Source organism: Acidovorax sp. SRB_24 (genome assembly GCF_012931925.1).
Window position 1 is genome coordinate 80678 of record NZ_MWOM01000008.1, and the last position, 23719, is coordinate 104396.

Here is a 23719-nt window from a genome sequence, read left to right on the forward strand (position 1 = left end):
CGGCAAGACTGTGCTACATTGACCGCCATGCCACTGCACAGCGCTTTTTATTTTTGGTTTTACTTCTCGGTCCCTGGCGGATGAGAGGCCACAGCGCGCAAGCACCTGAACCCTTCCCATAAACCGCCGACGCTGCAAAGCCCGGCGGTTTTTTTGTTTTTCACCCTCTGTTTTTACCTTCTGTTTTTTTTACCCCCTCGAGAGGAAGCGTGTCATGACGACCCAAGCCACCCCCGCCAGCGATGCCTGGTACCGCAGCGTCGAAAAAACCAGCCAGACCGACGACGAACGTATCAAGGACATCACTGTGTTGCCTCCTCCCGAGCATCTGATCCGCTTTTTCCCCATCTGCGGGACCCCGGTGGAAACGCTGATCACCCAGACCCGCAAGAGCATCCACGACATCATGGCGGGCAGCGACGACCGCCTGCTCGTCGTTATCGGCCCCTGCTCCATCCACGACCCTGCCGCCGCGCTGGACTATGCGCGCCGCCTGCAGGCCGCGCGTGCGCAATATGCCGACACGCTGGAAATCGTGATGCGCGTGTACTTCGAGAAGCCCCGCACGACGGTGGGCTGGAAGGGCCTCATCAACGACCCCTACCTCGACGAGAGCTACCGCATCGACGAGGGGCTGCGCATCGCGCGCCAGCTGCTCATCGACATCAACCGCCTGGGCGTGCCCGCGGGCAGCGAGTTCCTCGACGTGATCTCGCCCCAGTACATCGGCGACCTCATCAGCTGGGGCGCCATCGGCGCGCGCACCACCGAAAGCCAGGTGCACCGCGAACTGGCCTCGGGCCTGTCGGCGCCGATCGGCTTCAAGAACGGCACCGATGGCAACATCCGCATCGCCACCGATGCCATCCAGTCGGCCAGCCGCAGCCACCACTTTCTGTCGGTGCACAAGAACGGCCAGGTCGCCATCGTGGACACCAATGGCAACCCCGACTGCCACGTCATCCTGCGCGGCGGCAAGGCGCCCAACTACGACGCCGCCAGTGTCGCCGCTGCCTGCCAGGACCTGGGCGCCGCCCACCTGCCGGCCACGCTGATGGTCGACTGCAGCCACGCCAACAGCAGCAAGCAGCACGAAAAGCAGCAGGAGGTGGCGCGCGACATCGCTGCACAGATCGCCGGCGGTTCGCGCAGCGTGTTCGGCGTGATGATCGAAAGCCACCTGAGAGCAGGCGCGCAGAAGTTCACCCCCGGCAAGGACCTGCCCGCCACCCTGGCCTATGGCAAAAGCATCACCGACGCCTGCCTGGGCTGGGAGGATTCGCTGCACACGCTCGGCGAACTCTCCGCCGCCGTGCAGGCGCGGCGCGAGGGCGCCGCGGCGCCGGTGTAAGCTCAAAAACCCAGCCCACCCACCAACAAGGATGCACCATGCACAGCGAAGTCTCTGTCACCCTGTCGCCCCGCGAAGAGTTCCGGGTCGACCTGTCGGGCAAGGCCCCCATGGCCAACGAAGAAGGGCGCCGCTGGCTCGACGAGCAGTTCATGCGCCTCGATTGCGAGCCGCTGCGCGCCAGCGGCAAGGTGCTGCTGGCCGACAAGGTGCTCACCGTGGCGCGCGCTGCCGGTGCGCCCTTGCTGGCCGATCCGGTGTGGTCGGCCGACTTCGCGCGCGCCACCACGGCCGCCCTGGCCAAACCCATCGTGCGGGTGGACGTGCCGTCCATGGCCATCAGTTATTGATCGAATAGGGCTCTGGGGCTTTCCCTGATTGCGCTGACAGCTCTATTTTCCATAGCAGCAAAGAGGCTGCCGGGAAGCGGGGCAGCGCCGCCTGGGGCGCTTCCGCCGCGCCGCACAGCACGCTTCAGCGCGACTGCAGTGCGTCCAGCAGGCGCGCATGGATGCCGCCAAACGCGCCATTGCTCATGCACACGATGTGGTCGCCCGGCTGCGCCGCCGCGAGGACCTGGCGCAGCAGCTGGTCCATGTCGGGCGCGACCTGGGCGCGCTGGCCGGGGCCCACGCCCAGCGCTTGCAGCGCTTCGCCCGCGTCCCAGTCCAGGCCCGCCGTGTGGCAGAACGCCAGGTCCGCCGCCTCCAGGGCCCAGGGCAGCTGCGCCTTCACCGCGCCCAGCTTCATGGTGTTGCTGCGCGGTTCGAACACCGCGAGGATGCGCGCCGCGGGGCCCAGGCTGCGGCGCAGGCCGTCGAGTGTGGTGCGGATGGCCGTGGGGTGGTGCGCGAAATCGTCGTAGACCGTGGTGCCCTGCACCGTGCCGCGCAGCTCCATGCGCCGGCGCACGTTCTGGAACGTGGCCAGCGCAGCTGCCGCCTGGGCCGGCGCCACGCCCACATGGTGGGCCGCGGCGATGGCCGCCAGCGCGTTGAGCTGGTTGTGCACGCCGGTCAGCGCCCACTCGACGTGTGCCACGCGCTCGCCACGCAGCAGCACATCGAAGGCGTGGGGTTCGCCTTGCGCGCTGAAGTCGCTCACCGCCGCGCCAAAACTGCGCACGCTGCTCCAGCAGCCCGCGTGCAGCACGCGCGCCAGGCTCTCTTCGTGGCCATTGACCACGACGCAGCCCGTGGGCGGCACGGTGCGCACCAAATGGTGAAATTGGCGCTCGATGGCGGCAAGATCGTCAAAGATGTCGGCGTGGTCGAACTCGAGGTTGTTCAACACCGCGGTGCGCGGGCGGTAGTGCACGAACTTGCTGCGCTTGTCGAAAAACGCCGTGTCGTATTCGTCGGCCTCGATCACGAACAGCGGGGCCGTGGCGTCCGGCCCGGCGCCCGCCACCGGGCGCACTGGCGCACCCAGGCGCGCCGACAGGCCGAAGTTCAGCGGCACGCCGCCCACCAGGAAGCCCGGCTGCAGTCCGGCGGATTCGAGGATCCAGGCCAGCATGGAGGTCGTCGTGGTCTTGCCGTGCGTGCCGGCCACGGCCAGCACATGGCGACCCTGCAGCACGTGTTCGGCCAGCCACTGCGGTCCGCTGGTGTAGGGGACGCCCGCGTCGAGGATGGCATCCATGAGCGGGAATTTGGCGCTGCCATCGGGCAGGCGCGCGCGGCTGACGACGTTGCCAATGACGAACATGTCGGGGGCCAGCGCCATCTGTTCGGCGCCAAAGCCCTCGACCAGGTCGATGCCGAGGGCGCGCAGCTGGTCGCTCATCGGCGGGTACACCCCGGCGTCGCAGCCCGTGACCTTGTGCCCAGCCTCGCGCGCCAGCGCCGCCAAGCCCCCCATGAACGTACCGCAAATGCCCAGGATGTGTATATGCATGGGTGCCGATTCTAAGGTTTTGGCAAAAATGGCCTCCAGCGCTCTTCTGGCCAGCGTTGGCAGCTATGAAAACGGGAGTAATGCCGCCGCCGCCCGTCGGGCCAAGGGCCTGCACGGCGCAGGGCCGTTGGGCGCTTGGGGCAGGATGTGGGGAGGCTGGGCGGCACAATGCGGTGCTGAAAGCCTTGCCATGAACACGTCCATCGCCTCCGAAATCGCCCGTGCGGCCGCCAGCCTGGTGGTCGAGGAGGGCCTCGAATACGGCCCCGCCAAGCGGCGCGCCCTCAAGCAGCTCGCGCTGCCCGCCCGCACGGCGCTGCCCGACAACGAGCAGGTGGAAGATGCGGTGCGCGAGCACATCGCGCTGTTCTGTGCCGACACCCAGCCCAGCGAGCTGCTCGCGCTGCGGCGCCTGGCGCTGGTCTGGATGGAGCGCATGGCTGCGTTTCGCCCGCACCTGGGCGGGGCGGTCTGGTACGGCACCGCCACGCGTTTGTCAGATATTTATCTGCAGTTGTTCTGCGATGACTGCAAATCGGCCGAGATTGCGCTGATTGACCACGGCATCGACTACGAGCCGCAAACCCTGTCCGGCTTGCACGGCAAATCCGTGGAAGCATTGAGTGTGGGCTGCCCCGTTCCCGAACTGAAAACGGTGGTCGGGGTGCACCTGCTCATCTACGACCTGGACGACCTGCGCGGGGCCTTGCGGCCCGACGCGCGCGGGCGCACGCCGCGCGGCGACCTGGCCGCGGTGCGCCGGCTTTTATTGGAGCCCAACTTGTGAGCGAAACCCCTTTTCCCTCCCTTTCCGGACCTCCGTCCGACCAAGATGTGGTCGGCGTGCGGCGTCGCCGGCTGCTGTATGCCGGTGTGGCCGCCGCCGCAGGCCTGGGGGGCGCCGGTGGGGCGTGGTGGAAATTCCAGCCCCATGCGGTCGACCCCGGTGCGCAGCAGGCGCTGTGGGGCGAGGCTTTCACCACCCCCGATGGTGCAGCACTGGCTATGCAGTCGTTCCGCGGCAAGCCTTTGCTGCTGAACTTCTGGGCCACCTGGTGCCCGCCGTGCATTGCCGAGCTGCCGATGCTGAACGCATTTTTCCGGGACAACGCCGTCCGCGGCTGGCAGGTGCTCGGGCTGGCCGTGGACCAGCCTTCGGCGGTGCGCACGTTTCTGGGCCGCTTGCCGCTCGATTTTCCGGTAGGAATGGCGGGCCTGGGCGGCACCGACCTGTCGCGCGCGCTGGGCAACCTGACGGGCGGCCTGCCATTCACCGTCGTGTTCAGCGCTGGCGGGCAGGTGCTGCACCGTAAAATGGGCCAGGTAACGCCGCAAGACCTGAAGCAGTGGGCTGCCGTGCGTTGAGGCTGTGCCATCTGCCGAGTCCGAATGCGATTGGGCAATCGCCTCTTTTAATCAAAAATGTGTTGAGAAGGCTGTAATAGGGCGAATTTGGAGTAAATTCGCGCCCTGTTCAGATTTTTAGCCGTTGGAGTCCCCATGGATTTGCGAAAACTCAAAACCCTCATTGACCTCGTATCCGAGTCGAATGTGTCCGAACTCGAAATCACCGAGGCAGAGGGCAAGGTGCGCATTGTCAAGAGCGGCGGCACGGTGGTGCAGCAGTATGTGCCCGCACCTGTGGTGGCACCAGCTTCCGCGCCCGCCGCCGCGCCAGTCGCCGAATTGCCCGCCCCCGCGGCCGCTGCGCCCACAGGCCATGTGGTCAAGTCGCCCATGGTGGGCACGTTCTACCGTGCGTCGAGCCCAGGCGCTAAATCGTTCGTGGAAGTGGGCAGTGTGGTCAAGGAAGGCGAGACCATCTGCATCATCGAGGCGATGAAGATCCTCAACGAGATCGAGGCCGACAAGTCGGGCACCATCACGCGCATCCTCGGCGAAAACGGCCAAGCCGTCGAATACGGCCAGCCGCTGTTTGTGATCGAGTAAGCACGGTATGTTCACGAAGATTCTTGTTGCGAACCGCGGTGTTCTTGCCGCAGGCAAGGCGAAGCAGATTGCACTGGCACGTGCCAGCGTGCGGGCGATGAGCCGCGGGACAGCCCATGTTTAAAAAGATACTTGTTGCCAACCGCGGCGAAATCGCCCTGCGGATCCAGCGCGCCTGCCATGAACTGGGAATCAAGGCGGTGATGGTCTATTCCGAGGCGGACCGCGATGCCAAATACATCAAGCTGGCTGAAGAAGCCGTGTGCATCGGTCCTGCGCCGTCGCCGCTGTCGTACCTCAACATGCCGGCCATCATCTCGGCCGCCGAGGTGACCGATGCCGAGGCCATCCACCCTGGATACGGCTTCTTGAGCGAGAACGCGGACTTTGCCGAGCGGGTGGAAAAGAGCGGCTTCCAGTTTATCGGCCCCACGCCCGAAAACATCCGCATGATGGGCGACAAGGTGTCGGCCAAGCAGGCCATGATCCGCGCGGGCGTGCCCTGCGTGCCGGGGTCGGACGGCGAACTGCCAGACGATCCGGTGCAGATCCGCCGCATCGCCAAAGCCGTGGGCTACCCGGTCATCATCAAGGCGGCCGGCGGCGGTGGCGGCCGTGGTATGCGCGTGGTGCACACCGAGGCCGCCCTGGTCAATGCCGTGCAGATGACCAAGGCCGAGGCCGGTGCCGCGTTTGGCAATCCGGCGGTCTACATGGAAAAATTCCTGCAGAACCCGCGCCACATTGAAATCCAGATCCTGGCCGACAAGCACCGCAACGCGGTCTACCTCGGCGAGCGCGACTGCTCCATGCAGCGGCGCCACCAGAAGGTGATCGAGGAAGCGCCGGCGCCCGGCATTCCGCGCAAGCTCATCGAGCGCATCGGCGAGCGCTGCGTCACGGCCTGCAAGAAGATCGGCTACCGCGGTGCGGGCACCTTCGAGTTCCTCTACGAGAACGGCGAGTTCTATTTCATCGAGATGAACACGCGCGTGCAGGTCGAGCACCCGGTGACCGAGTGGATCACGGGCGTGGACGTGGTGCGCACGCAGATCATGGTGGCCGCTGGTGAGAAGCTGCCTTTCACGCAGCGCCAGATCGAGGTGCGCGGCCATGCCATCGAGTGCCGCATCAACGCCGAAGACCCCTACAAGTTCATTCCTTCGCCAGGGCGCATCACCGCCTGGCACGCGCCCGGCGGGCCCGGTGTGCGCGTGGACTCGCATGTCTACACGAACTACTACGTGCCGCCGAACTACGACTCCATGATCGGTAAGCTCATCGTGCACGGCGACACGCGCGAGCAGGCCCTTGCGCGCATGCGCACCGCGCTGTCCGAGACCGTGATCGAAGGCATCAACACCAACGTGCCGCTGCACCGCGAGCTGATGGTGGACGCCAAGTTCATGGCCGGTGGCACCAACATCCACTACCTGGAAGAGTGGCTGTCGCAGCGCCAGCGCTGATTTCCGCCAGCTCTTGCCCGCGGACCCACGCCCTCTTCAGCGGTGCGGGTCCGCTTTTTCTTTGCCGCAGAGGAGGCGCGATGCCATGTATGAATTGAGCCTGATGTGCCCGGAAGACCGGGTCGAAACGGTGAGCGAGGCGCTCGACGCCCTCGATGCCCTGAGCGTTTCAGTGGAAGATGCCGATGCGCAGACCGACGCCGAGCAAGCGCTGTTTGGCGAGCCCGGCATGCCGCCGCCCAAGGATGGATGGCAGCGCAGCCGCGTGGTGGCCCTGTTCGCGCAGGAGGCGGCGGCGCGCGAGGCGCTGGCATTGTTGGTGGCGCAGGATTTTTTTGCCGGCTGCCATGCGCTGGGCGTGGCGGCGGTGCCCGACCAGGACTGGGTGCGGCTGACGCAGTCGCAGTTCGCGCCCGTGGACATCACGCCCGATTTCTGGATTGTGCCAACCTGGCATGAGCCGCCCGCGCAGGCCACACGCACGATCCGGTTGGACCCGGGACTGGCGTTTGGGACCGGGACGCACCCGACGACACGCATGTGCCTGCGTTGGATCGCGCGCCAGGGGGTGGCGACGCCAGGACTGGGCCGCGTGCTTGACTACGGCTGCGGCTCGGGCATTTTGGCCATTGGCGCTGCCAAGTTTGGCGCCACCGACATCGATGCCGTCGATATCGATCCTGCGGCCGTCGAGTCCACCGCCTACAACGCACAGGCCAATGGCGTCCAGTTGCGTGCGGGCCTGCCGGACCAGGCCTCCGGCACCTACCAGACCGTGCTGGCCAACATCCTGGCGACACCGCTCAAGGTGTTGGCGCCGCTGCTGTGTGCCCATGTCGCACCGGGCGGCAGTCTGGTGCTGGCCGGCATTCTGGAGCGACAGGCACAGGAACTCCAAGATGCCTATGCCCCTTGGCTCGCGCTCTCCGTGGCAGACAGCGAGGACGGCTGGATCCTCATGGTGGCTTCGCGCTGATGCGCAGCGAGGGGCGTGCACCGCGGCCCCCTACAATCCCCAGCCGATGAGCCAGATCACCCGTTGTCCGTCCTGCGCGACCCTTTTCAAGGTCGTCGCGGACCAGCTCCGCATTTCCGACGGGTGGGTGCGCTGTGGGCATTGCCAGCAGGTGTTCGATGCGTCTGAGCATCTGCAGCCGGTGCCTGCCCCGGCACTGATGCCCGATGTGCCACTGGACCGCCAGCCACCGCCGCCGCAGCCCGCGGCGCCCTCCGTCGAGCCGCCACGCGTGTGGGGTTCTGCACGGGGGCCTGGGCCCGAGGTGCCTGCTTTCGCGGCCGCTCCTGCCGCTGCCGCTGTACCCCCGGGAGGGAATGCGCCGGCGGCATGGGCCACCCCGTTTGCGTGGACCATGCCGCCGGCGCCGGCCAGCGCCTTGCCTCTCCCGGCAGCCGGGGCAGGGGACATGCGACCGGAGGACAGCGCGGAGTGCGCACCGGAGCCCTTGCCACCGGCAGGGTACGAACTTCCGACGGCGCCGCTGGAGGAGCCCGATATCCCATCGCTGCGGGGCGATGCCGAACCCGTCTTAGAGCGAGAGCCAGAGGTCGGAGGCCTTGGGGATGGGCTGCCGGAAGCGGAGACGCGGCTGGACTCGCTCCGGGAGCCGGCGGCCCTGCACGATGCGCCACAGGCCCTGCACGCGCCGGAGGACGAACCGCTGGCCGCTGGCGATGAGGTGCCCGGCGCAGCCGAACCCATGCCCACCGAGGGCGCGAGCGCGAGCGCCGAGCCATCCTTTGTGCGCATGGCGCGCCGCAAGGCCTTCTGGCGCCGGCCCGCTGTGCGTGTGGCACTGGGCCTGGCGGGCGTGGCCCTGCTGTGCGCGCTGGTGCTGCAGGTGGTGGTGCAGCAGCGCGATGCCATCGCTGCGGCCCGGCCCCAGTGGCGTCCGTTCCTGCAGGGCTTGTGCGCACCACTGCGGTGCCGCGTCGAGGCGCATCGGCAGATAGCGTCCGTGGTGGTCGACAGCTCGTCCTTCAACAGACTGCGCGGCGAAAGCTACCAGTTTTCGCTGGCGCTCAAGAACCGTTCCCATCTGGTGCTCGCCATGCCGGCCGTGGAGCTGACGCTCACCGATGCACAAGACCAGCCAGTGCTGCGGCGGGTGCTGCTGCCCCAGGACTTGGGCGCGCCGCCCATATTGCTCGCCCTGGGCGACTGGAGTGCGAGTCTGCAGGTGCATGTGGCCCTGGGCAATGCGCGCATCGCCGGCTACCGGGTGCTGGCTTTTTATCCCTGAAACGGCTTTGGCCTGAAAAGAACTTTTGATATGGCAGTCCTGATTTGCGGTTCCCTGGCGTTTGACACCATCATGACCTTCGAGGGGCGCTTTGCCGAGCAGATCCTGCCCGATCAGCTGCACATCCTGAACGTGTCGTTTCTGGTGCCGTCGCTGCGGCGGGACTTTGGCGGCTGTGCGGGCAACATTGCCTACAGCCTCAAGTTGCTGGGCGGAGAGCCCTTGCCGATGGCGGCGCTGGGCAGCGATGGTGCGGAATACCTGGAGCGCCTGCAATCCCTGGGCATCAGCACAGCCCATGTGCGGCAGGTGGAAGACACCTATACCGCGCAGGCGATGATCATGACCGACCGCGACAACAACCAAATCACCGCGTTCCATCCCGGCGCGATGATGCAGGCCCACGCCAACCGCATCGATGCCGGCCTGACCGGCGTGCGCCTGGGCATCATCGCGCCCGACGGGCGCGATGCCATGCTGCAACATGCGGCGCAGTTCGTGGCCGCGGGCATCCCGTTCGTGTTCGACCCGGGCCAGGGCCTGCCCATGTTCAATGCCGAGGAGCTGACGTGGTTTGTCGAGCAGGCCAGCTGGGTGACGGTGAACGACTACGAAGGCAAGATGCTGTGCGAGCGCACCGGCTGGAGCTTGGCGGACATTTCGCGCAAGATCCGCGGTCTGGTCGTCACATTGGGAGGCGAGGGGTGCGACGTGTGGATCGATGGCGAAAAGGAGCATGTCACCGCGGCGGTGCCCGAGCGCGTCGTCGACCCCACGGGCTGCGGCGATGCGTGGCGGGGAGCGCTGCTGTTTGGCCTGGAGCAAGGCTGGCCCTTGGCGCGCTGTGCCGCGCTGGGCAACCGCCTGGGCGCACTCAAGATTGCCCGGCGCGGTCCCCAAAACTATGTGTTAAACGCTGCGATGTGGTGAGCAGGCACAAAAAACCCCGGTGCCAGAACACCGGGTTTTTGCGTGGAGCGCGCTCTCTCAGGGTTTGGTACCCGTAGGGAAGGGCCATGCTGCCTGGGGGTTGAGCGTGGTCTGCGCCGCAGGAGCGGCGACGGGGGTCTTGGCCGGCTTCTTGGCTGCGACCGCCTTTTTCATCGCAGGCTTCGCCTGCGCTGCTGCTGCCTTCGGCGCTGCTGCAGCCTTCTTGGCCGGCGCGGCGGAGGAGGTGGCTGCTGCCTTTTTGGCCGGGGCCGCGGCCTTGGCTGCCGTCACTTTCTTGGCGGGAGCAGCCTTCTTGGCAGGCACTGCAGCTTTCTTGGCGGCCGGGGCCTTCTTGGCAGCGGGTGCTGCCTTACCGGGCGCTGCAGCCTTCTTCGCGGTGGCGGTCTTTTTCGCCGGCGCAGCGGCCTTCTTGGCAGGAGCCGCGGCCTTTTTGGCAGGAGCCGCGGCCTTTTTGGCAGGAGCCGCAGTCTTCTTCGCAGGAGCCGCAGCCTTCTTGGCAGGAGCCGCAGCCTTCTTCGCAGGGCTTGTCGCCTTTTTCGCCGGTGCTGACTTCTTGGCGGCCACGGACTTTTGGGCCGCAGCGGCCTTCTTGGCAGGTGCAGCCTTGGCCGGAGCCGCTGCCTTCTTGGCGGGGGTTGCGCTCTTGGCTGGAGCCGTCTTTTTCGCGGCTGTCTTGGCTGACGGCGTGGCCGTTTTCACTGCGGCGGACTTGGCGGCTGCAGTCTTGGTGGCGGATGCCGTGGCCTTGGTGGCGGATGCGGTTTTCTTTGCGGGTGCGGCCTTCTTGGCGGCCGGTTTTTTTGCAGTTGCCATCATGTTCTCCTTCGGTCAATGAGCAAAGAGCACTTCCTGCCTGCTGTGGGCACGAAGCGATCCATGGCGATGGAGCAAGCGTCCATCGCCATGAACACGGGGACGCCGCGCGCGCCAGCACGGAGTGCTGTGGCGGGTGCGGGGCGTAAAAAGGAAAGCCATGGGCGGTATGCGGTGCGCTGCACTCAGTCCCAGGACAGGGCGCCGCCCGTCTGGTACTCGATGACGCGGGTTTCGAAGAAGTTGCGTTCCTTCTTCAGGTCGATCATCTCGCTCATCCAGGGGAACGGGTTTTCTTCGTTGGGGAAGAGGGTTTCCAGGCCAATCTGCGTGGCTCGGCGGTTGGCGATGTAGCGCAGGTAGCCCTTGAACATCGAGGCGTTCATGCCCAGCACGCCGCGGGGCATGGTGTCTTCCGCGTATCGGTATTCCAGCTCCACGGCCTTCATGAACAAGGCCTTGATCTCGTCCTTGAACTCGGCGGTCCAGAGGTGCGGATTTTCGAGCTTGAGCTGGTTGATCAGGTCGATGCCGAAGTTGCAGTGCATGGACTCGTCGCGCAGGATGTACTGGTACTGCTCGGCGGCGCCCGTCATCTTGTTCTGCCGGCCCAGCGCGAGGATCTGCGTGAAGCCGACATAGAAGAACAGGCCTTCCATGAGGCAGGCGAAAACGATCAGCGACTTGAGCAGGGTCTGGTCGTTTTCATGCGTGCCGGTGTGGAAGTGCGGATCGCTGATGGCCTCGATGAACGGGATCAGGAATTCGTCCTTGTCGCGGATCGACTGCACTTCGTTGTAGGCGTTGAAGATCTCGCCCTCGTCCAGGCCCAGCGACTCGACGATGTACTGGTAGGCGTGGGTGTGGATGGCCTCTTCAAAGGCCTGGCGCAGCAGGAACTGTCGGCACTCGGGCGCGGTGATGTGGCGGTAGGTGCCCAGCACGATGTTGTTGGCGGCCAGCGAGTCGGCGGTCACGAAAAAACCGAGGTTGCGCTTGATGATGCGGCGCTCGTCTTCGGTCAGGCCGTTGGGGTCTTTCCACAACGCGATGTCGCGCGTCATGTTCACCTCTTGCGGCATCCAGTGGTTGGCGCAGGTGGCCAGGTATTTTTCCCAGGCCCATTTGTATTTGAAAGGCACCAGCTGGTTGACGTCGGTCTGGCCATTGATGATGCGCTTGTCGGCGGCGTTCACGCGGCGGCTTTGCGGCGCTACAGATGCGGGAGCTGCTGGCGCAATGGCGGCGGGCGCTGTGGCCGGGATGGTTTGCAAGGTGGATGTCTGGAATGGCGCGGGCGGTTGATCCACCAGGCGGTTTGTGGGGAGACCGCTGTCCAGTTGTGTTGGCAATGAGGGAGTGACTTCTTCGTCCCAGGTCAGCATAGATTTTCCAGTGCTCGGATTATGAAAGCAGCGCCGCGAAATGCAAAGCGTTGGTGCATGGCGCGGCGCTGTTTTGTTGCTTGGTAGCACATGCGAAGCCGAGCTTTTTCGCGGCTTCGCACGTGGATTTATTGGCAGGCTTCGCAGGTCGGGTCGTCGATGGCGCAGAACTTCACATCGGTCGCTGGCGCCGCGCCCATGTGCGCTTGTGCTGTGGCGGCTGCGGCTTCGAGTGCGCCGGCGTTGCCAGCGGCTTCGCTGCCCGACGACACGGCGTTGAGCCGACCGCTTTGCACCGTGGACTTCTCGGCCTGGGTGGCGCTGGTGGTGCGCAGGTAGTAGGTGGTCTTGAGGCCGCGCAGCCATGCCAGCTTGTAGGTCTCGTCGAGCTTTTTGCCCGATGCGCCCGCCATGTAGATGTTCAGCGACTGGGCCTGGTCGATCCACTTCTGGCGCCGTGCCGCAGCCTCCACCAGCCAGGTGGTCTCGACTTCAAATGCGGTCGCATAGAGCGACTTGATGTTGTGCGGCACACGGTCGATGGGGCGCAGGGATCCGTCGAAATGCTTGAGGTCCATGACCATCACGTCGTCCCACAGACCGAGGCGCTTCAGGTCGCGCACCAGGTAGCCGTTGATGATGGTGAACTCCCCCGAGAGGTTAGACTTGACCGACAGGTTGCCAAAGCAGGGCTCGATCGATGCGTCCACGCCCACGATGTTGGAGATGGTGGCCGTGGGTGCAATGGCCGTGCAGTTGGAGTTGCGCATTCCGTCCTGGGCGATCTTCTTGCGCAGCGCTTCCCAGTCCAGCGTGGACGACCGGTCCACTTCGACGTAGCCGCCACGCGCTTTTTGGAGCATGTCGATGGTGTCGTAAGGCAGGATGCCCTGGCTCCACAGCGAGCCCTGGTAGGTCTGGTACTGGCCGCGTTCACGTGCCAGTTCCGACGAGGCCCAGTAGGCGTAGTAGCAGATGGCTTCCATCGATGTGTCGGCAAACTCGACGGCCTGCTGCGATGCGTAGGGGATGCGCAGTTCGTACAGGCTGTCCTGGAAGCCCATCAGGCCCAGGCCCACCGGGCGGTGGCGCAGGTTCGAGTCCTTGGCTTTTTGCACGGCGTAGTAGTTGATGTCGATCACGTTGTCGAGCATGCGCATCGCCGTCTTGATGGTCTTTTGCAGCTTGGCGTGGTCGATGGCGCCATCCTTGAGGTGCTGCAGCAGGTTGACGGAGCCGAGGTTGCAGACGGCCGTTTCGGTGTCGCTGGTGTTGAGCGTGATCTCGGTGCACAGGTTGCTGGAGTGCACCACGCCGGCGTGCTGCTGGGGCGAGCGCACGTTGCAGGCGTCCTTGAACGTGATCCAGGGGTGGCCGGTCTCGAACAGCATGGTCAACATCTTGCGCCACAGGTCGGTGGCCTGGATGGTGCGTGCCGGCTTGATCTCCCCGCGAGCGGCCTTGGCTTCATAGGCCACGTAGGCCTTCTCAAAATCGGCGCCGAAGAGGTCGTGCAGGTCGGGCACGTTGTTGGGCGAGAACAGCGTCCACGAGCCCTTTTCCATGACGCGGCGCATGAACAGGTCGGGGATCCAGTTGGCCGTGTTCATGTCGTGCGTGCGGCGGCGGTCGTCGCCGGTGTTCTTGCGCAGCTCCAGGAACTCTTCGATGTCGAGGTGCCAGGTTTCGAGGTAGGTGCAGACCGCGCCCTTGCGCTTGCCGCCCTGGTTCACCGCCACGGCGGTGTCGTTGACCACCTTGAGGAAAGGCACCACGCCTTGCGATTCGCCATTGGTGCCCTTGATGTGCGAGCCCAGGGCGCGCACGCGCGTCCAGTCGTTGCCCAGGCCACCGGCAAACTTCGACAGCAGGGCGTTTTCCTTGATCGACTCATAGATGCCATCCAGATCGTCGGGCACCGTGGTCAGATAGCAAGACGACAGCTGCGAGCGCAGCGTGCCGCTGTTGAACAGCGTGGGCGTGCTGGACATGAAGTCGAACGAGGACAGCACCTCGTAGAACTCGATGGCGCGTGCCTCGCGGTCCGATTCCTTCAGCGCCAGGCCCATGGCCACGCGCATGAAGAAGGCCTGTGGCAATTCGATGCGGGACTTCTGCACATGCAGGAAATAGCGATCGAACAGGGTCTGCAGGCCCAGGTAGTCGAATTGCAGGTCGCGCGAAGGCTGCAGGGCAGCGGCCAGGCGCGGCAGGTCGTAGGTCAGCAGCTGGGGGTCGAGCAGCTCGGCGTCCACACCCTTCTGGATGAAGGCCGGGAAGTAGCTGGCGTACTCGGTGGCCAGTTCGGCTTGGGTCACGTCCTTGCCCAGGACTTCCTTGGCGATGGTGTGCAGCAGCAGGCGGGCCGTGGCGTAGGTGTAGTCCGGGTCTTTTTCAATCAGCGTGCGCGCCGCCAGGATGGATGCCTTGTACACCTCGTCGACGGGCACGCCGTCGTACAGGTTGCGCATGGTCTCGGTGACGATGGGTTCGGCCTTCACGTCGGCGCCCAGGCCCGAGCAGGCGTCTTCGATCAGCGAGCGCAGGCGCGGCAGGTCGAGCGCGTAGCGGCGGTCGCCATCGACCACGTTCAGCACCGGCGTGGCCGGCGCTGCCTGCACCTGCTGGCGCGCGCGGTCTTGCGCATGGCTTTCGCGGTAGAGCACATAGGCGCGCGCCACCTCGTGGTGGCCCCCGCGCATCAGGCCCAGCTCCACCTGGTCCTGCACGTCCTCGATGTGGAAGGTGCCGCCGCCCGGGCGCGAGCGCATGAGTGCGCGCACGACGTTCTGCGTCAGGTGATCGACCACTTCGCGCACGCTGGCAGACGCTGCACCCTGGGAGCCGTGCACCGCCAGGAAAGCCTTCATCATGGCGATGGCGATCTTTGGAGGCTCGAAATGCACGACGGCGCCGTTGCGGCGCAGGATCTGGTAGTGGGGCAGCGTGGCGCCGGCGCCCGGCGCAGCAGCAGAGGCTGGAGCGGCCACAGCAGCGTCCGCAGGGGGCAGGGGGAAATGGTTCGTAGCAGCTTGCATGGCGTCCTCTCGTTGGGCTGGCAGGGTGAAGTGGCGCGGCGGATGGGTCTGCGCCGCGCAAAACGTAATGTGCCGGGTGCACACCCCGATCACACTATAGGTGGTGTGTGGGGTGGCTTCAATACACTACCGGTAGTGTATAGCGCCCCGGGCTTTCGTGGTGCATGGGGTCATGGCAAAGCCGCCTGGCGTCCGTCTTCGGACGGCGCACAGCCCCGGCTGGCGGAGCTTGTGGGGGCAGGAAGGTCTGTCGGCGCGCTCCGGCGGCCACTTTGGCGTCGGGAGCGGCGTGGTGCCTGGCGGTGCGGGTCTGTGGACGCAGTGCCTATCGAAAACCCTTGCCCGCACAGAGACTGAAAAATTCCGCGGGAAGGGGCGCCATTCTAGGGGATGGGCGGGAAGCGGCTGGCATCCCAACCCAGTATTTTTTGCAGCCGCACCCAGTCAAAGCCGCAGCCCGGATCTGCCTTGCGATCGGGGGCGATGTGCTCGTGGCCGGCCACGTGGGCCAGGGGGTAGCGCTTTGCCAGGTCGGTGCACAGCCTGGCCAGGGCGGCGTACTGCGCAGGCTCGAAAGTTCCGCCTTCCAGTCCTTCCAGCTCGATGCCGATCGAGTCGTCATTGCACTGCGGGCGGCCCCGGTACCACGATGCCCCGGCATGCCAGGCGCGCTGGTCGCAGTCGACGAACTGCCAGACCGTGCCATCGCGCCGCACAAAGAAATGGGCCGAGACCTGCAGGCCGCGAATGCTCTGGTAGTAAGGGTGCGCATCCCAGTCGAGGGCGTTGGTGAACAGCTCCTGCACCGCTGTGCCGCCGTATGCGCCCGGGGGCAGGCTGATCGAGTGCACCACCACGAGGTCTGTGACCGCGCCCGCGGGGCGTGGTCCGAAGTTGGGCGAGGGCAGGTGCACGGCGCCGCTGTGCCAGCCGCCCGACCAGGGCGAGGCGGTGTCGGGTGCGGCGCTGTGCGCTTCAGCTTTCGGCGTCGGCGTCGGCATGGGGCTCGGGGTCGTGCGGCGCAGCGATGTTCAGGCGGGCGATCCGGTAGCGGATCTGCCGCAGGCTGATGCCCAGCCGCGCTGCGGTGGCCGTGCGGTTGAACCCGGCTTCGCGCAGGGCGCGCACCAGAATGTCGCGCTCTTGCTGGTCCAGCCAGGCCTGCAGGTCGCTGGGCAGGTCGCCGGCGTTGGGCGCCGCGGTGCCAGGGGCGGGCAGGGTCTGCTGGCGGGGAGGCAGGTCGGGCTGCATGCCGGGGGCGCTTTCTTCCACATGCAGGCTGTCGCCGTCGCTCAACGCCACGGCGCGGTGCAGCAGGTTCTCCAGCTCGCGCACGTTGCCCTTGAGGGGGTGGCGGGCAATGGCGGCCAGGGCTGCATCGCTGAGGGGCGGAGAGGCCACGCCCGACTCCTGTGCGATGCGGGCCAAGAGGGCCCGGCATAGCGCAGGCAGGTCCTCGCGGCGCTCGCGCAGCGGCGGGATGGTGATTTCGATGACGTTCAGCCGGTAGTACAGGTCTTGCCGGAAACGGCCTGCCTGCACGTCGCCCGCCAGGTCGCGGTGCGTGGCGCTGACGATGCGCACGTCCACCGCCTCTTCCTGGGTCGATCCCAGCGGGCGCACGCCGCGCTCCTGGATGGCGCGCAGCAGCTTGGATTGCATGGCCAGTGGCAGGTCGCCGATTTCATCGAGGAACAGCGTGCCGCCCTGGGCCGCCTGAAAGTAGCCCTGGCGGTCTTGCACCGCGCCGGTGTACGAGCCCTTGCGCGCACCGAAGAACTCGGCTTCGAGCAGGTTTTCGGGGATGGCGCCGCAGTTGACGGCCACCATGGGCCCGGCGGCGCGGTGGCTGCTGGCGTGCAGGGCTTGCGCCACCAGCTCCTTGCCCGTGCCCGACTCGCCACGCACGAGCACCGGGGCCATGCTGCGCGCCACCTTGGCCACGCGCTGCTTGACGTTGCGCATCGGCTCGGAATCGCCCACCAGCCGGTCGAGCGCGGTGCTGTCGCTGTCGCCGAAGTCGCCCGCTGCCGCGGGGCGCGCTGGCGGCGTGCGGGTGCCGCTGCGCGGCGCAGGCACACCGTCCGTGCCCTGCACGGCCGAGGCCACGACCGAGCGGAACTGCTTGAGGTCGACCGGTTTGGTCAGGTAGTCGAAAGCGCCCGAGCGCAGTGCCTCGACGGCGTTTTCGGCCGAGCCATAGGCGGTCATGACCACGCAGCGTTCACGCCGCTGCGCCGTGCGCAGCTCCTGCAGCAGCTCCATGCCAAACCCGTCAGGCAGGCGCATGTCGCTGATGACCACATCAAAACGCTGCGCCTGCAGCTGGTCGCGTGCTTCGCCCAGCGTCGCGGCGGTTTCCACACGGTAGCCTTCGCGCAGCAACGTCAGTTCGTACAGCGTGCGCAGGTCGGGCTCGTCGTCAACGACCAGGATGGAGGCAGCAGGTGCGTGCATGGCGGTGCGGGCAGTCAAACCACGATTGTGTCAAACAGGGAGGTCGCTTTCTGCAGGCGGCCTGCCTTGCGGAAGTGCACCGTGAAAGCGTTGCCGCCCACGTCGCCGCGCTGCGTATGCCGCGCCAGGCGCTGGTAGCCGATCGAGGCGCCGTGGCGCTCGCACAGCTCCCGGCAGATGTACAGGCCCAGGCCGCTGGAGCGGCTGGCGGACGAAAAGAAGGGCTCGAACAGGTGGCGCTCCACCGACCGGTCCATCGGTTCGCCGTCGCTCCAGACCTGCACGCTGGCGTGGCCCAGGGGGCTGACGAGTGTGTGCAGCTGCAGCGAGTCTGCTTCGTGGCCCATGAAGCGCAGTGCGTTGTCCAGCAGGTTGAACAGCACCCGACGCAGGTGTTCGGCATCGAATTCGACGTGGGCCTGGTCTGCGCCCAAAGTCACCGAGCCATGGCGGCGCACCGGCTCGTGCTCGCGCCACTCGCGCCAGATACCGGCCACCACCGCGTCCAGTGCGAGCACGCTCGGCGGGCTGTGGCCGATCTGGTGCTGCACGCGCGCAATGTCGAGGATTTCCTCGGCAATGCGGGCCAGCCGGTCGGCGTTCTGCTGCACCATGTTCGCCAGGCGCTTGTGTGCGGGATCGTGCAGGTCTTCGTCGAGCAAGGCGTTGGCCTGGACGATGGCGGCCAGCGGGTTGCGGATCTCGTGGGCCACCGCGGCCGACATGCGCCCCATGGCGGCGAGTTTTTCGGTGCGCAGCCGCGCCTCCAGCTCGCGCAGATCGTGCAGGAACATCACGCACAAGCGCTCACCGGCCGCTTCGCCCGCGGCCTCGCGCGGTGCCGTCAGCCAGGTGCGCACATGCAGGCCGATGGGGCTTTGGCCCGGCGCGAGCAAGGTGACGTCGGCGACTTGCGGTGCCTCCTGGAGAAAACTGCGGCGCGCCAGCTCGAGCAGGGGGCGCCAGAGCGCGTCGCGCGCGAGCGTGAACGGAGCCACTGCCGCCGGATCGCCCAGCAGGTGCAGGCCCGCCGGGTTGGCAATGCGCACCGTGTGCTCCGCGTCGACCACCAGCACGCCATCGGCCAGGTGTTGGATGACCAGGGCGCTCACCTGGCTTTGCACGCGCGCGGCCAGCTGGCTGTGCTGGGCCGCCTGCTGCGCGCGCACGAGGCGCACGGACAGCTGGTGCACGAGAAAGGCGACGATGAAATAGCCGGTGCCGGTCAGGGCCGCCTGCAGGTAGCGCTGCGCGGCATCGCCGCCGCCATGGTCACCCAGCCACCAGGCCCAGGCCAACAGCAGCAGCGTGGCAGCCGCCGTGGTGCCCAGTGCCAGCGTCAGCGTGCCCAGCACGGCCGCCATCAGGATGGGCAGGCCCAGCAGCGGCGTGTAGTTCATGCCCCCGGTGTGCAGCAGCTGCAGCGCGCACACCGCCGCGAGGTCCACGCCGATCGAGGACAGCCAGTGCGCACCGGCCTGCGGTGAGGGGGGCGCATGGTGCGCGAGCAGGCGCACGGCGAGCGTGGCGCTCAGATAGGCCAGGCAGACGGCCAGCACCAGTGGCTCGGCCGCCTGGTTGAACGTCTGGCCCAGCGCCTGCAACAGAAGCAGAGCCAGCGCCACCATGACGCGGCCGGTCAGGAAGCCAAGCCACAGGCGCTGGAAGGCGGTCTCTGGCGCCCCCGCAGTGGCGCGCGGCCAGGCCAGCGGCGGGATGCTAATGCCCATCTTCGCGCTGGTGCTCGGCGCAGCAGTAGCTGCGGGGGCCCTGCGCGATCGCCTCGGCGCGTGGCAAGTGCAGGCCGCAGCGTGCGCAGGCCACCATGTCCTGGGGCGGGGGCAGAGGGCGCTGCGCGGGCGGTGCGGGGGGAGCGCGCCGGCCGCTGCGCCACACGCCGTAGACCACGGCCAGCACCAGAAACAAGACCAGATACTTCACAGCATGCGTCCCAGCACCACTTCGAGCACGAAGCGCGAACCGACATAGGCCAGCAGCAGCAGCAGCGCGCCCGCGTAGAGCATGCGCACGGCGGTGCGTCCGCGCCAGCCAAAGCGCGAGCGCCCCAGCAGCAGGGCCGCGAGCGTGAGCCACGACAGCACCGAGAACACCGCCTTGTGGTCCCAGCGCCAGGCGCGGCCATAGAGCGCCTCGCTGAACAGCGCTCCGGCCAGCAGCGTGGCCGAGAGCAGCACGAAGCCGGCGGTGACGAAGCGGAAGGTCAGGCGCTCCAGCGTCAGCAGCGGGATGCCGCTGTGCGTGTCCACCGCCAGGCGGATGCGGCGCTCGGCCCGCGTCATCAGGGCGGCGTGGACCACGGCGGCCGCCAGCAAGCCGTAGGACGCGATGCCCAGCGCCAAGTGCAGCGGCAGCCAGGCCGAGGCGCTCACATGCAGCGGCTGGCCCGGAAAGGCCAGCGCCAGCAGCACTGCGGCGCCGCCGAGCGCCGACAGCGCCCAGCGTGCCTGCAGCTGCGGAAACAGCTGGCGCTCGACCGCGTACACGGTCAGGACGAGCCAGGCAGTGATCGACAGGGCCGGCGCAAAGCCAAAGCGCGCGCTGCCATCGAGCATGCCCCAGGCGAGCGTGGCCGCGTGCAGGCACCATGCGGCCCACAGCGCGTTGCGGGCGCCGCCGGGCTGCAGGCGCGATCCCGCCACCGCCGGCACGGCATAGGCGACGGCAGCCGCCAGTCCCAGCAGGAGACTGGCGGGGGATGCACTGGGTAAAATCATGGGTCACAGTTTACCTTTCGCCCGCTGCCTGCAGCCCGGCCCACCACCCGCCGCCCGCCCCCGGCCGCGCCCTACCCGGAACATCTGATATGGCCTCCGCACTTACCGACAAACTCTCGCGCCTCGTCAAGGAGATGCGCGGCCAGGCCCGCATCACCGAATCCAACGTGCAGGACATGCTGCGCGAGGTGCGCATGGCCCTGCTCGAAGCCGACGTGGCCCTGCCCGTGGTGCGCGACTTCATCGCGCGCGTCAAGGACAAGGCCCTGGGCCAGGAAGTGCTGGGCTCGCTGCAGCCGGGCCAGGTGCTGGTGTCCATCGTCAACAAGGAGCTCGCCGCCACCATGGGCGCGGGCGTGGCCGACATCGACCTCAACGCCCAGCCGCCCGCAGTGATCCTGATGGCCGGCCTGCAGGGCGCCGGCAAGACCACGACCACGGCCAAGCTGGCCAAGCACCTGATCGAAAAGCGCAAGAAGAAGGTGCTCACCGTCTCGGGCGACGTCTACCGCCCGGCCGCCATCGAGCAGCTCAAGACCGTGACCGCCCAGGCCGGCGCCCAGTGGTTCCCGAGCACGGCCGAGCAAAAGCCGCGCGACATCGCGCTGGCCGCGCTCGACTACGCCAAGAAGCATTACTTCGACGTGCTGCTGGTCGACACCGCCGGGCGCCTCGCGATCGACGAAGTGCTGATGCAGGAAATCCAGGACCTGCACGCCGTGCTCAATCCGGTCGAAACCCTGTTCGTGGTCGATGCCATGCAGGGCCAGGACGCGATCAACACGGCCCGCGCCTTCAAGGAGGCGCTGCCGCTCACGGGCATCGTCCTGACCAAGCTCGACGGCGACTCGCGCGGCGGCGCGGCGCTGTCGGTGCGCCAGGTCACGGGCGCGCCGATCAAGTTTGCCGGCGTCAGCGAAAAGATCGATGGCCTCGAAGTGTTCGATGCCGAGCGCCACGCCGGCCGCATTCTGGGCATGGGCGATATCGTCGCGCTGGTCGAGCAGGTCTCGGCCGGCGTCGACATGGAGGCGGCGCAGAAGCTCGCCGCCAAGGTCAAGAGCGGCAGCGGCTTCGACCTCAACGACTTTCTCGGTCAGATCCAGCAGATGAAGCAGATGGGCGGCCTGTCGAGCCTGATGGACAAGCTGCCGGCCCAGCTCACGGCCAAGGCCGGCCAGATGGACATGGGCAAGGCCGAGAAAGACATCAAGCGCAAGGAAGGCATCATCCAGAGCATGACCCAACTAGAGCGGCGCAAGCCCGAACTCATCAAGGCCACGCGCAAGAAGCGCATCGCCAACGGTGCCGGCGTGCAGGTGCAAGAGGTCAACCGCCTGCTCAAGGAGTTCGAGCAGATGCAGGACATGATGAAGAAGATGAAGGGCGGCGGCCTGATGAAGATGATGAAGAAGATGGGCGGCATGAAGGGCCTGGGCGGCGGTGGCATGCCCAAGATGCCGTTTTAAGGGTCTTTTGGGTCTCTAGTGCTTATGGGGTCAGCGTTTCAAGCTATTGAATAGAGAGCGTCATGAGCTCCCGGAAACCGGCGTACTGCGCCGGCTTTCTGGTTGGTGCGCGCCCGCTGCGCCGGTCAGCCCGTCTCCAACCCTGGCCGTGCCGGGCGGCTGGCATGCCGCCAGGCGCGGCGCAGCACCGGCGGCAGCGACCACGATTCTTCGGGAATCAGCAACAGGCGGCGCGCGCGCAGCGCCTGCCCGAGCGGGGTCTGGCTGGTGAGCACGGCCAGAGGAATCGCCAGCGCCAGCGGCAGGCCCACCGGAACCAGCCACAGCAGCGCGCTGCTGTCGATCAGCGCGATGCCCAGCGCCAGCAGCGCCACCACCCCGCTCATCGGCGCCAGTTGGCGGATGGCGTCGCTCCAGGACACGGCACTGGCGTGGCGCGGCGGCGATCTCCACTCCAGCTTCAGGCCGGCGAGCGCGATCAGCAGGAACAGCGAGTGCGCCAGCATGCGGATCGGCGCCTGCAGAATCGCCAGCACGCTCTCGAGCGCGGCGCTTTGGAGCAGGCTGGCAGCGCCGCCGTACTGCGCCTGCTCGCGCCGCATGAACACCGCCGCCAGGCCCAGGATGCGCGGCAGGAACAGCAGGCACAGCGTCCAGCCCCACAGTCCCAGCAGCTCGAGCGGCAACATGTGCCAGTCGTTCACCAGCTTGGCGCCCGACAGCCACAGCGCCGTGCCCAGCGTCAGGAATGCCAGCCACAGCGGCGCCGACAGATAGGCCATCGCGCCGGTGACGAACATCACGCGGTGCACCAGGTGGATGCCCGGCTCTGCCACCAGGCGTGCATTCTGCAGGTTGCCCTGGCACCAGCGGCGGTCGCGCTGCAGCTCGGCCAGCAGGTCGGGCGGCTGCTGCTCGTAGCTGCCGGTCAGGTCGGCCACCAGCCAGACGTGGTAGCCGGCACGGCGCATCAGCGCCGCCTCGACGAAGTCGTGCGAGAGGATGCCGCCGGCCAGCCCGCCGCTGCCGCGGATCGGTGCCAGCGCACAGTGCGCCATGAAGGGCGCTACGCGGATGATGGCGTTGTGGCCCCAGTAGTGCGAATCGCCGAGCTGCCAGAACTGCATGCCCAGTGTGAGCAGCCGCCCCATGACGCGCGAGCCGAACTGCTGCGCGCGCGCATGCAGCGTCACGTGGCCGATGGCCTGCGTGGCGGTCTGGATGATGCCGGCGCGCGGGTTGGCCTCCATCAGCTTGGCCATGGCCACGATGCAGTCGCCGCTCATCACGCTGTCGGCATCGAGCACCACCATGTAGCGGTAGTCCCGGCCCCAGCGGCGGCAGAAGTCGGCCACGTTGCCGGACTTGCGCTGGGTGCGCCGCGCGCGCAGCCGGTAGTACACCTGGACCTGCGCTGGCCCGGGGTGCCGCGCCAGCGCCGCGCGCAGACCTTCCCAGGCGGCGCGCTCGGCCGCGGCCACCCGCGGGTCGCAGCTGTCGGAGAGCACGAACACATCGAAGCTCTGCGCATGCCCTGTTGCCGCCACCGATTCGCAGGTGGCGCGCAGGCCGGCGAACACCGTGGCCACGTCTTCGTGGCAGATCGGCATGACGATGGCGCTGCGCGCGTCGGCCGGGAGCGTGTGCGCCACCACGCTGCGCGCCGACAGTGCGTGCCGGTCGCCGCGCAGCATGACCCAAAAGCCCATCAGCCCGGTGAGGAAGCCGGTGACCACCCAGGCCGACAGCAGCGCGAACAGCGCCAGCTGCCCGTACTGCAGCCAGGGGCTGCCGTAGACCGGCTGGACCGCGGCAAACAGCGCGCTGGCCACGACCGTGCTGGCCAGCGAGAGGGCCAGAAATACCCGGCGCCGCCGCGCCGCCGCGCCCTCCCAGGCCTGCCGCGGCGCGCGCGCGGCGTCCAGCGCCGCCGCCGGCACTGCC

21 protein-coding genes are annotated in these 23719 nt (G+C 67.2%); 11 read left to right on the top strand and 10 right to left on the bottom strand.

The window, feature by feature from the left end; all coding sequences use genetic code 11:
- The first annotated feature begins 214 nt into the window (after window positions 1-214).
- Entirely contained in the window at window positions 215-1351 is a 1137-nt protein-coding gene (locus tag B2J89_RS04550; protein ID WP_169168041.1) for a 3-deoxy-7-phosphoheptulonate synthase, read from the top strand.
- A 38-nt stretch (window positions 1352-1389) separates the two neighbouring features.
- A complete protein-coding gene (locus B2J89_RS04555) occupies window positions 1390-1701 on the top strand; it encodes a hypothetical protein (RefSeq protein WP_169168042.1) in 312 nt (103 codons plus the stop codon).
- A gap of 124 nt (window positions 1702-1825) precedes the next feature.
- On the opposite strand, the gene mpl is transcribed toward B2J89_RS04555, so the two are convergent.
- On the bottom strand, window positions 1826-3250 hold the full coding sequence (gene mpl / locus B2J89_RS04560) for a UDP-N-acetylmuramate:L-alanyl-gamma-D-glutamyl-meso-diaminopimelate ligase (RefSeq protein WP_169168043.1): 1425 nt from the start codon (window positions 3248-3250) through the stop codon (window positions 1826-1828).
- Window positions 3251-3440: 190 nt separating this feature from the next.
- Here mpl and B2J89_RS04565 point away from each other — a divergent pair, with 190 nt between their 5' ends.
- The 7 genes from B2J89_RS04565 to B2J89_RS04595 all read left to right on the top strand — a co-directional run bounded on the left by B2J89_RS04565 (window position 3441) and on the right by B2J89_RS04595 (window position 9857).
- Entirely contained in the window at window positions 3441-4037 is a 597-nt protein-coding gene (locus B2J89_RS04565; RefSeq protein ID WP_169168044.1) for a hypothetical protein, read from the top strand.
- A gap of 56 nt (window positions 4038-4093) precedes the next feature.
- Complete coding sequence (locus B2J89_RS04570; protein WP_169168066.1) at window positions 4094-4615, top strand: TlpA disulfide reductase family protein; 522 nt, start codon at window positions 4094-4096, stop codon at window positions 4613-4615.
- 135 nt (window positions 4616-4750) lie between these two features.
- Entirely contained in the window at window positions 4751-5200 is a 450-nt protein-coding gene (gene accB, locus B2J89_RS04575; RefSeq protein ID WP_169168045.1) for an acetyl-CoA carboxylase biotin carboxyl carrier protein, read from the top strand.
- Window positions 5201-5316: 116 nt separating this feature from the next.
- Complete coding sequence (gene accC, locus B2J89_RS04580) at window positions 5317-6666, top strand: acetyl-CoA carboxylase biotin carboxylase subunit (protein WP_169168046.1); 1350 nt, start codon at window positions 5317-5319, stop codon at window positions 6664-6666.
- A gap of 85 nt (window positions 6667-6751) precedes the next feature.
- The gene (gene prmA, locus B2J89_RS04585; protein WP_169168047.1) at window positions 6752-7642 is read left to right on the top strand and encodes a 50S ribosomal protein L11 methyltransferase; all 891 of its coding nucleotides are present in this window, start codon (window positions 6752-6754) and stop codon (window positions 7640-7642) included.
- 46 nt (window positions 7643-7688) lie between these two features.
- Entirely contained in the window at window positions 7689-8927 is a 1239-nt protein-coding gene (locus tag B2J89_RS04590) for a zinc-ribbon and DUF3426 domain-containing protein (RefSeq protein ID WP_169168048.1), read from the top strand.
- A 30-nt stretch (window positions 8928-8957) separates the two neighbouring features.
- The gene (locus B2J89_RS04595; protein ID WP_169168049.1) at window positions 8958-9857 is read left to right on the top strand and encodes a carbohydrate kinase family protein; all 900 of its coding nucleotides are present in this window, start codon (window positions 8958-8960) and stop codon (window positions 9855-9857) included.
- A gap of 57 nt (window positions 9858-9914) precedes the next feature.
- Here the strand turns inward: B2J89_RS04595 and B2J89_RS04600 are convergent, their stop codons facing one another.
- Window positions 9915-10577 (bottom strand): histone, encoded by a 663-nt coding sequence (locus tag B2J89_RS04600; RefSeq protein ID WP_371809032.1) that lies wholly within the window; start codon window positions 10575-10577, stop codon window positions 9915-9917.
- Here B2J89_RS04600 and B2J89_RS23190 point away from each other — a divergent pair.
- On the top strand, window positions 10483-10713 hold the full coding sequence (locus tag B2J89_RS23190) for a hypothetical protein (protein ID WP_371809033.1): 231 nt from the start codon (window positions 10483-10485) through the stop codon (window positions 10711-10713). The two genes, B2J89_RS04600 and B2J89_RS23190, sit on opposite strands and share 95 nt — an antisense overlap.
- Before the next feature lie 163 nt (window positions 10714-10876).
- Here the strand turns inward: B2J89_RS23190 and B2J89_RS04605 are convergent, their stop codons facing one another.
- The 7 genes from B2J89_RS04605 to B2J89_RS04635 all read right to left on the bottom strand — a co-directional run bounded on the left by B2J89_RS04605 (window position 10877) and on the right by B2J89_RS04635 (window position 20306).
- On the bottom strand, window positions 10877-12076 hold the full coding sequence (locus B2J89_RS04605) for a ribonucleotide-diphosphate reductase subunit beta (RefSeq protein WP_169168051.1): 1200 nt from the start codon (window positions 12074-12076) through the stop codon (window positions 10877-10879).
- A gap of 128 nt (window positions 12077-12204) precedes the next feature.
- Window positions 12205-15114 carry a ribonucleoside-diphosphate reductase subunit alpha gene (locus B2J89_RS04610; RefSeq protein WP_169168052.1) on the bottom strand — a complete coding sequence of 970 codons (2910 nt, stop codon included), beginning with the start codon at window positions 15112-15114 and terminating at the stop codon, window positions 12205-12207.
- A 383-nt stretch (window positions 15115-15497) separates the two neighbouring features.
- Window positions 15498-16115: a 1,6-anhydro-N-acetylmuramyl-L-alanine amidase AmpD gene (gene ampD, locus B2J89_RS04615; protein WP_169168053.1), complete on the bottom strand. Its 618-nt coding sequence runs from the start codon at window positions 16113-16115 to the stop codon at window positions 15498-15500.
- Complete coding sequence (locus B2J89_RS04620) at window positions 16090-17571, bottom strand: sigma-54 dependent transcriptional regulator (RefSeq protein WP_169168054.1); 1482 nt, start codon at window positions 17569-17571, stop codon at window positions 16090-16092. Before B2J89_RS04620 ends, ampD begins: the two co-directional genes overlap by 26 nt.
- A 14-nt stretch (window positions 17572-17585) precedes the next feature.
- Complete coding sequence (locus B2J89_RS04625; RefSeq protein ID WP_169168055.1) at window positions 17586-19301, bottom strand: ATP-binding protein; 1716 nt, start codon at window positions 19299-19301, stop codon at window positions 17586-17588.
- A complete protein-coding gene (locus B2J89_RS04630) occupies window positions 19291-19512 on the bottom strand; it encodes a PP0621 family protein (RefSeq protein ID WP_169168056.1) in 222 nt (73 codons plus the stop codon). The genes B2J89_RS04625 and B2J89_RS04630 overlap by 11 nt, the downstream gene beginning before the upstream one ends.
- On the bottom strand, window positions 19509-20306 hold the full coding sequence (locus tag B2J89_RS04635) for an inner membrane protein YpjD (protein ID WP_169168057.1): 798 nt from the start codon (window positions 20304-20306) through the stop codon (window positions 19509-19511). Before B2J89_RS04635 ends, B2J89_RS04630 begins: the two co-directional genes overlap by 4 nt.
- An 89-nt stretch (window positions 20307-20395) precedes the next feature.
- Here B2J89_RS04635 and ffh point away from each other — a divergent pair, with 89 nt between their 5' ends.
- Window positions 20396-21775: a signal recognition particle protein gene (gene ffh, locus B2J89_RS04640; protein WP_169168058.1), complete on the top strand. Its 1380-nt coding sequence runs from the start codon at window positions 20396-20398 to the stop codon at window positions 21773-21775.
- 125 nt (window positions 21776-21900) lie between these two features.
- Here the strand turns inward: ffh and mdoH are convergent.
- Window positions 21901-23719: glucans biosynthesis glucosyltransferase MdoH (gene mdoH, locus B2J89_RS04645; RefSeq protein ID WP_169168059.1), on the bottom strand; the 1819-nt coding region annotated here is incomplete at its 5' end.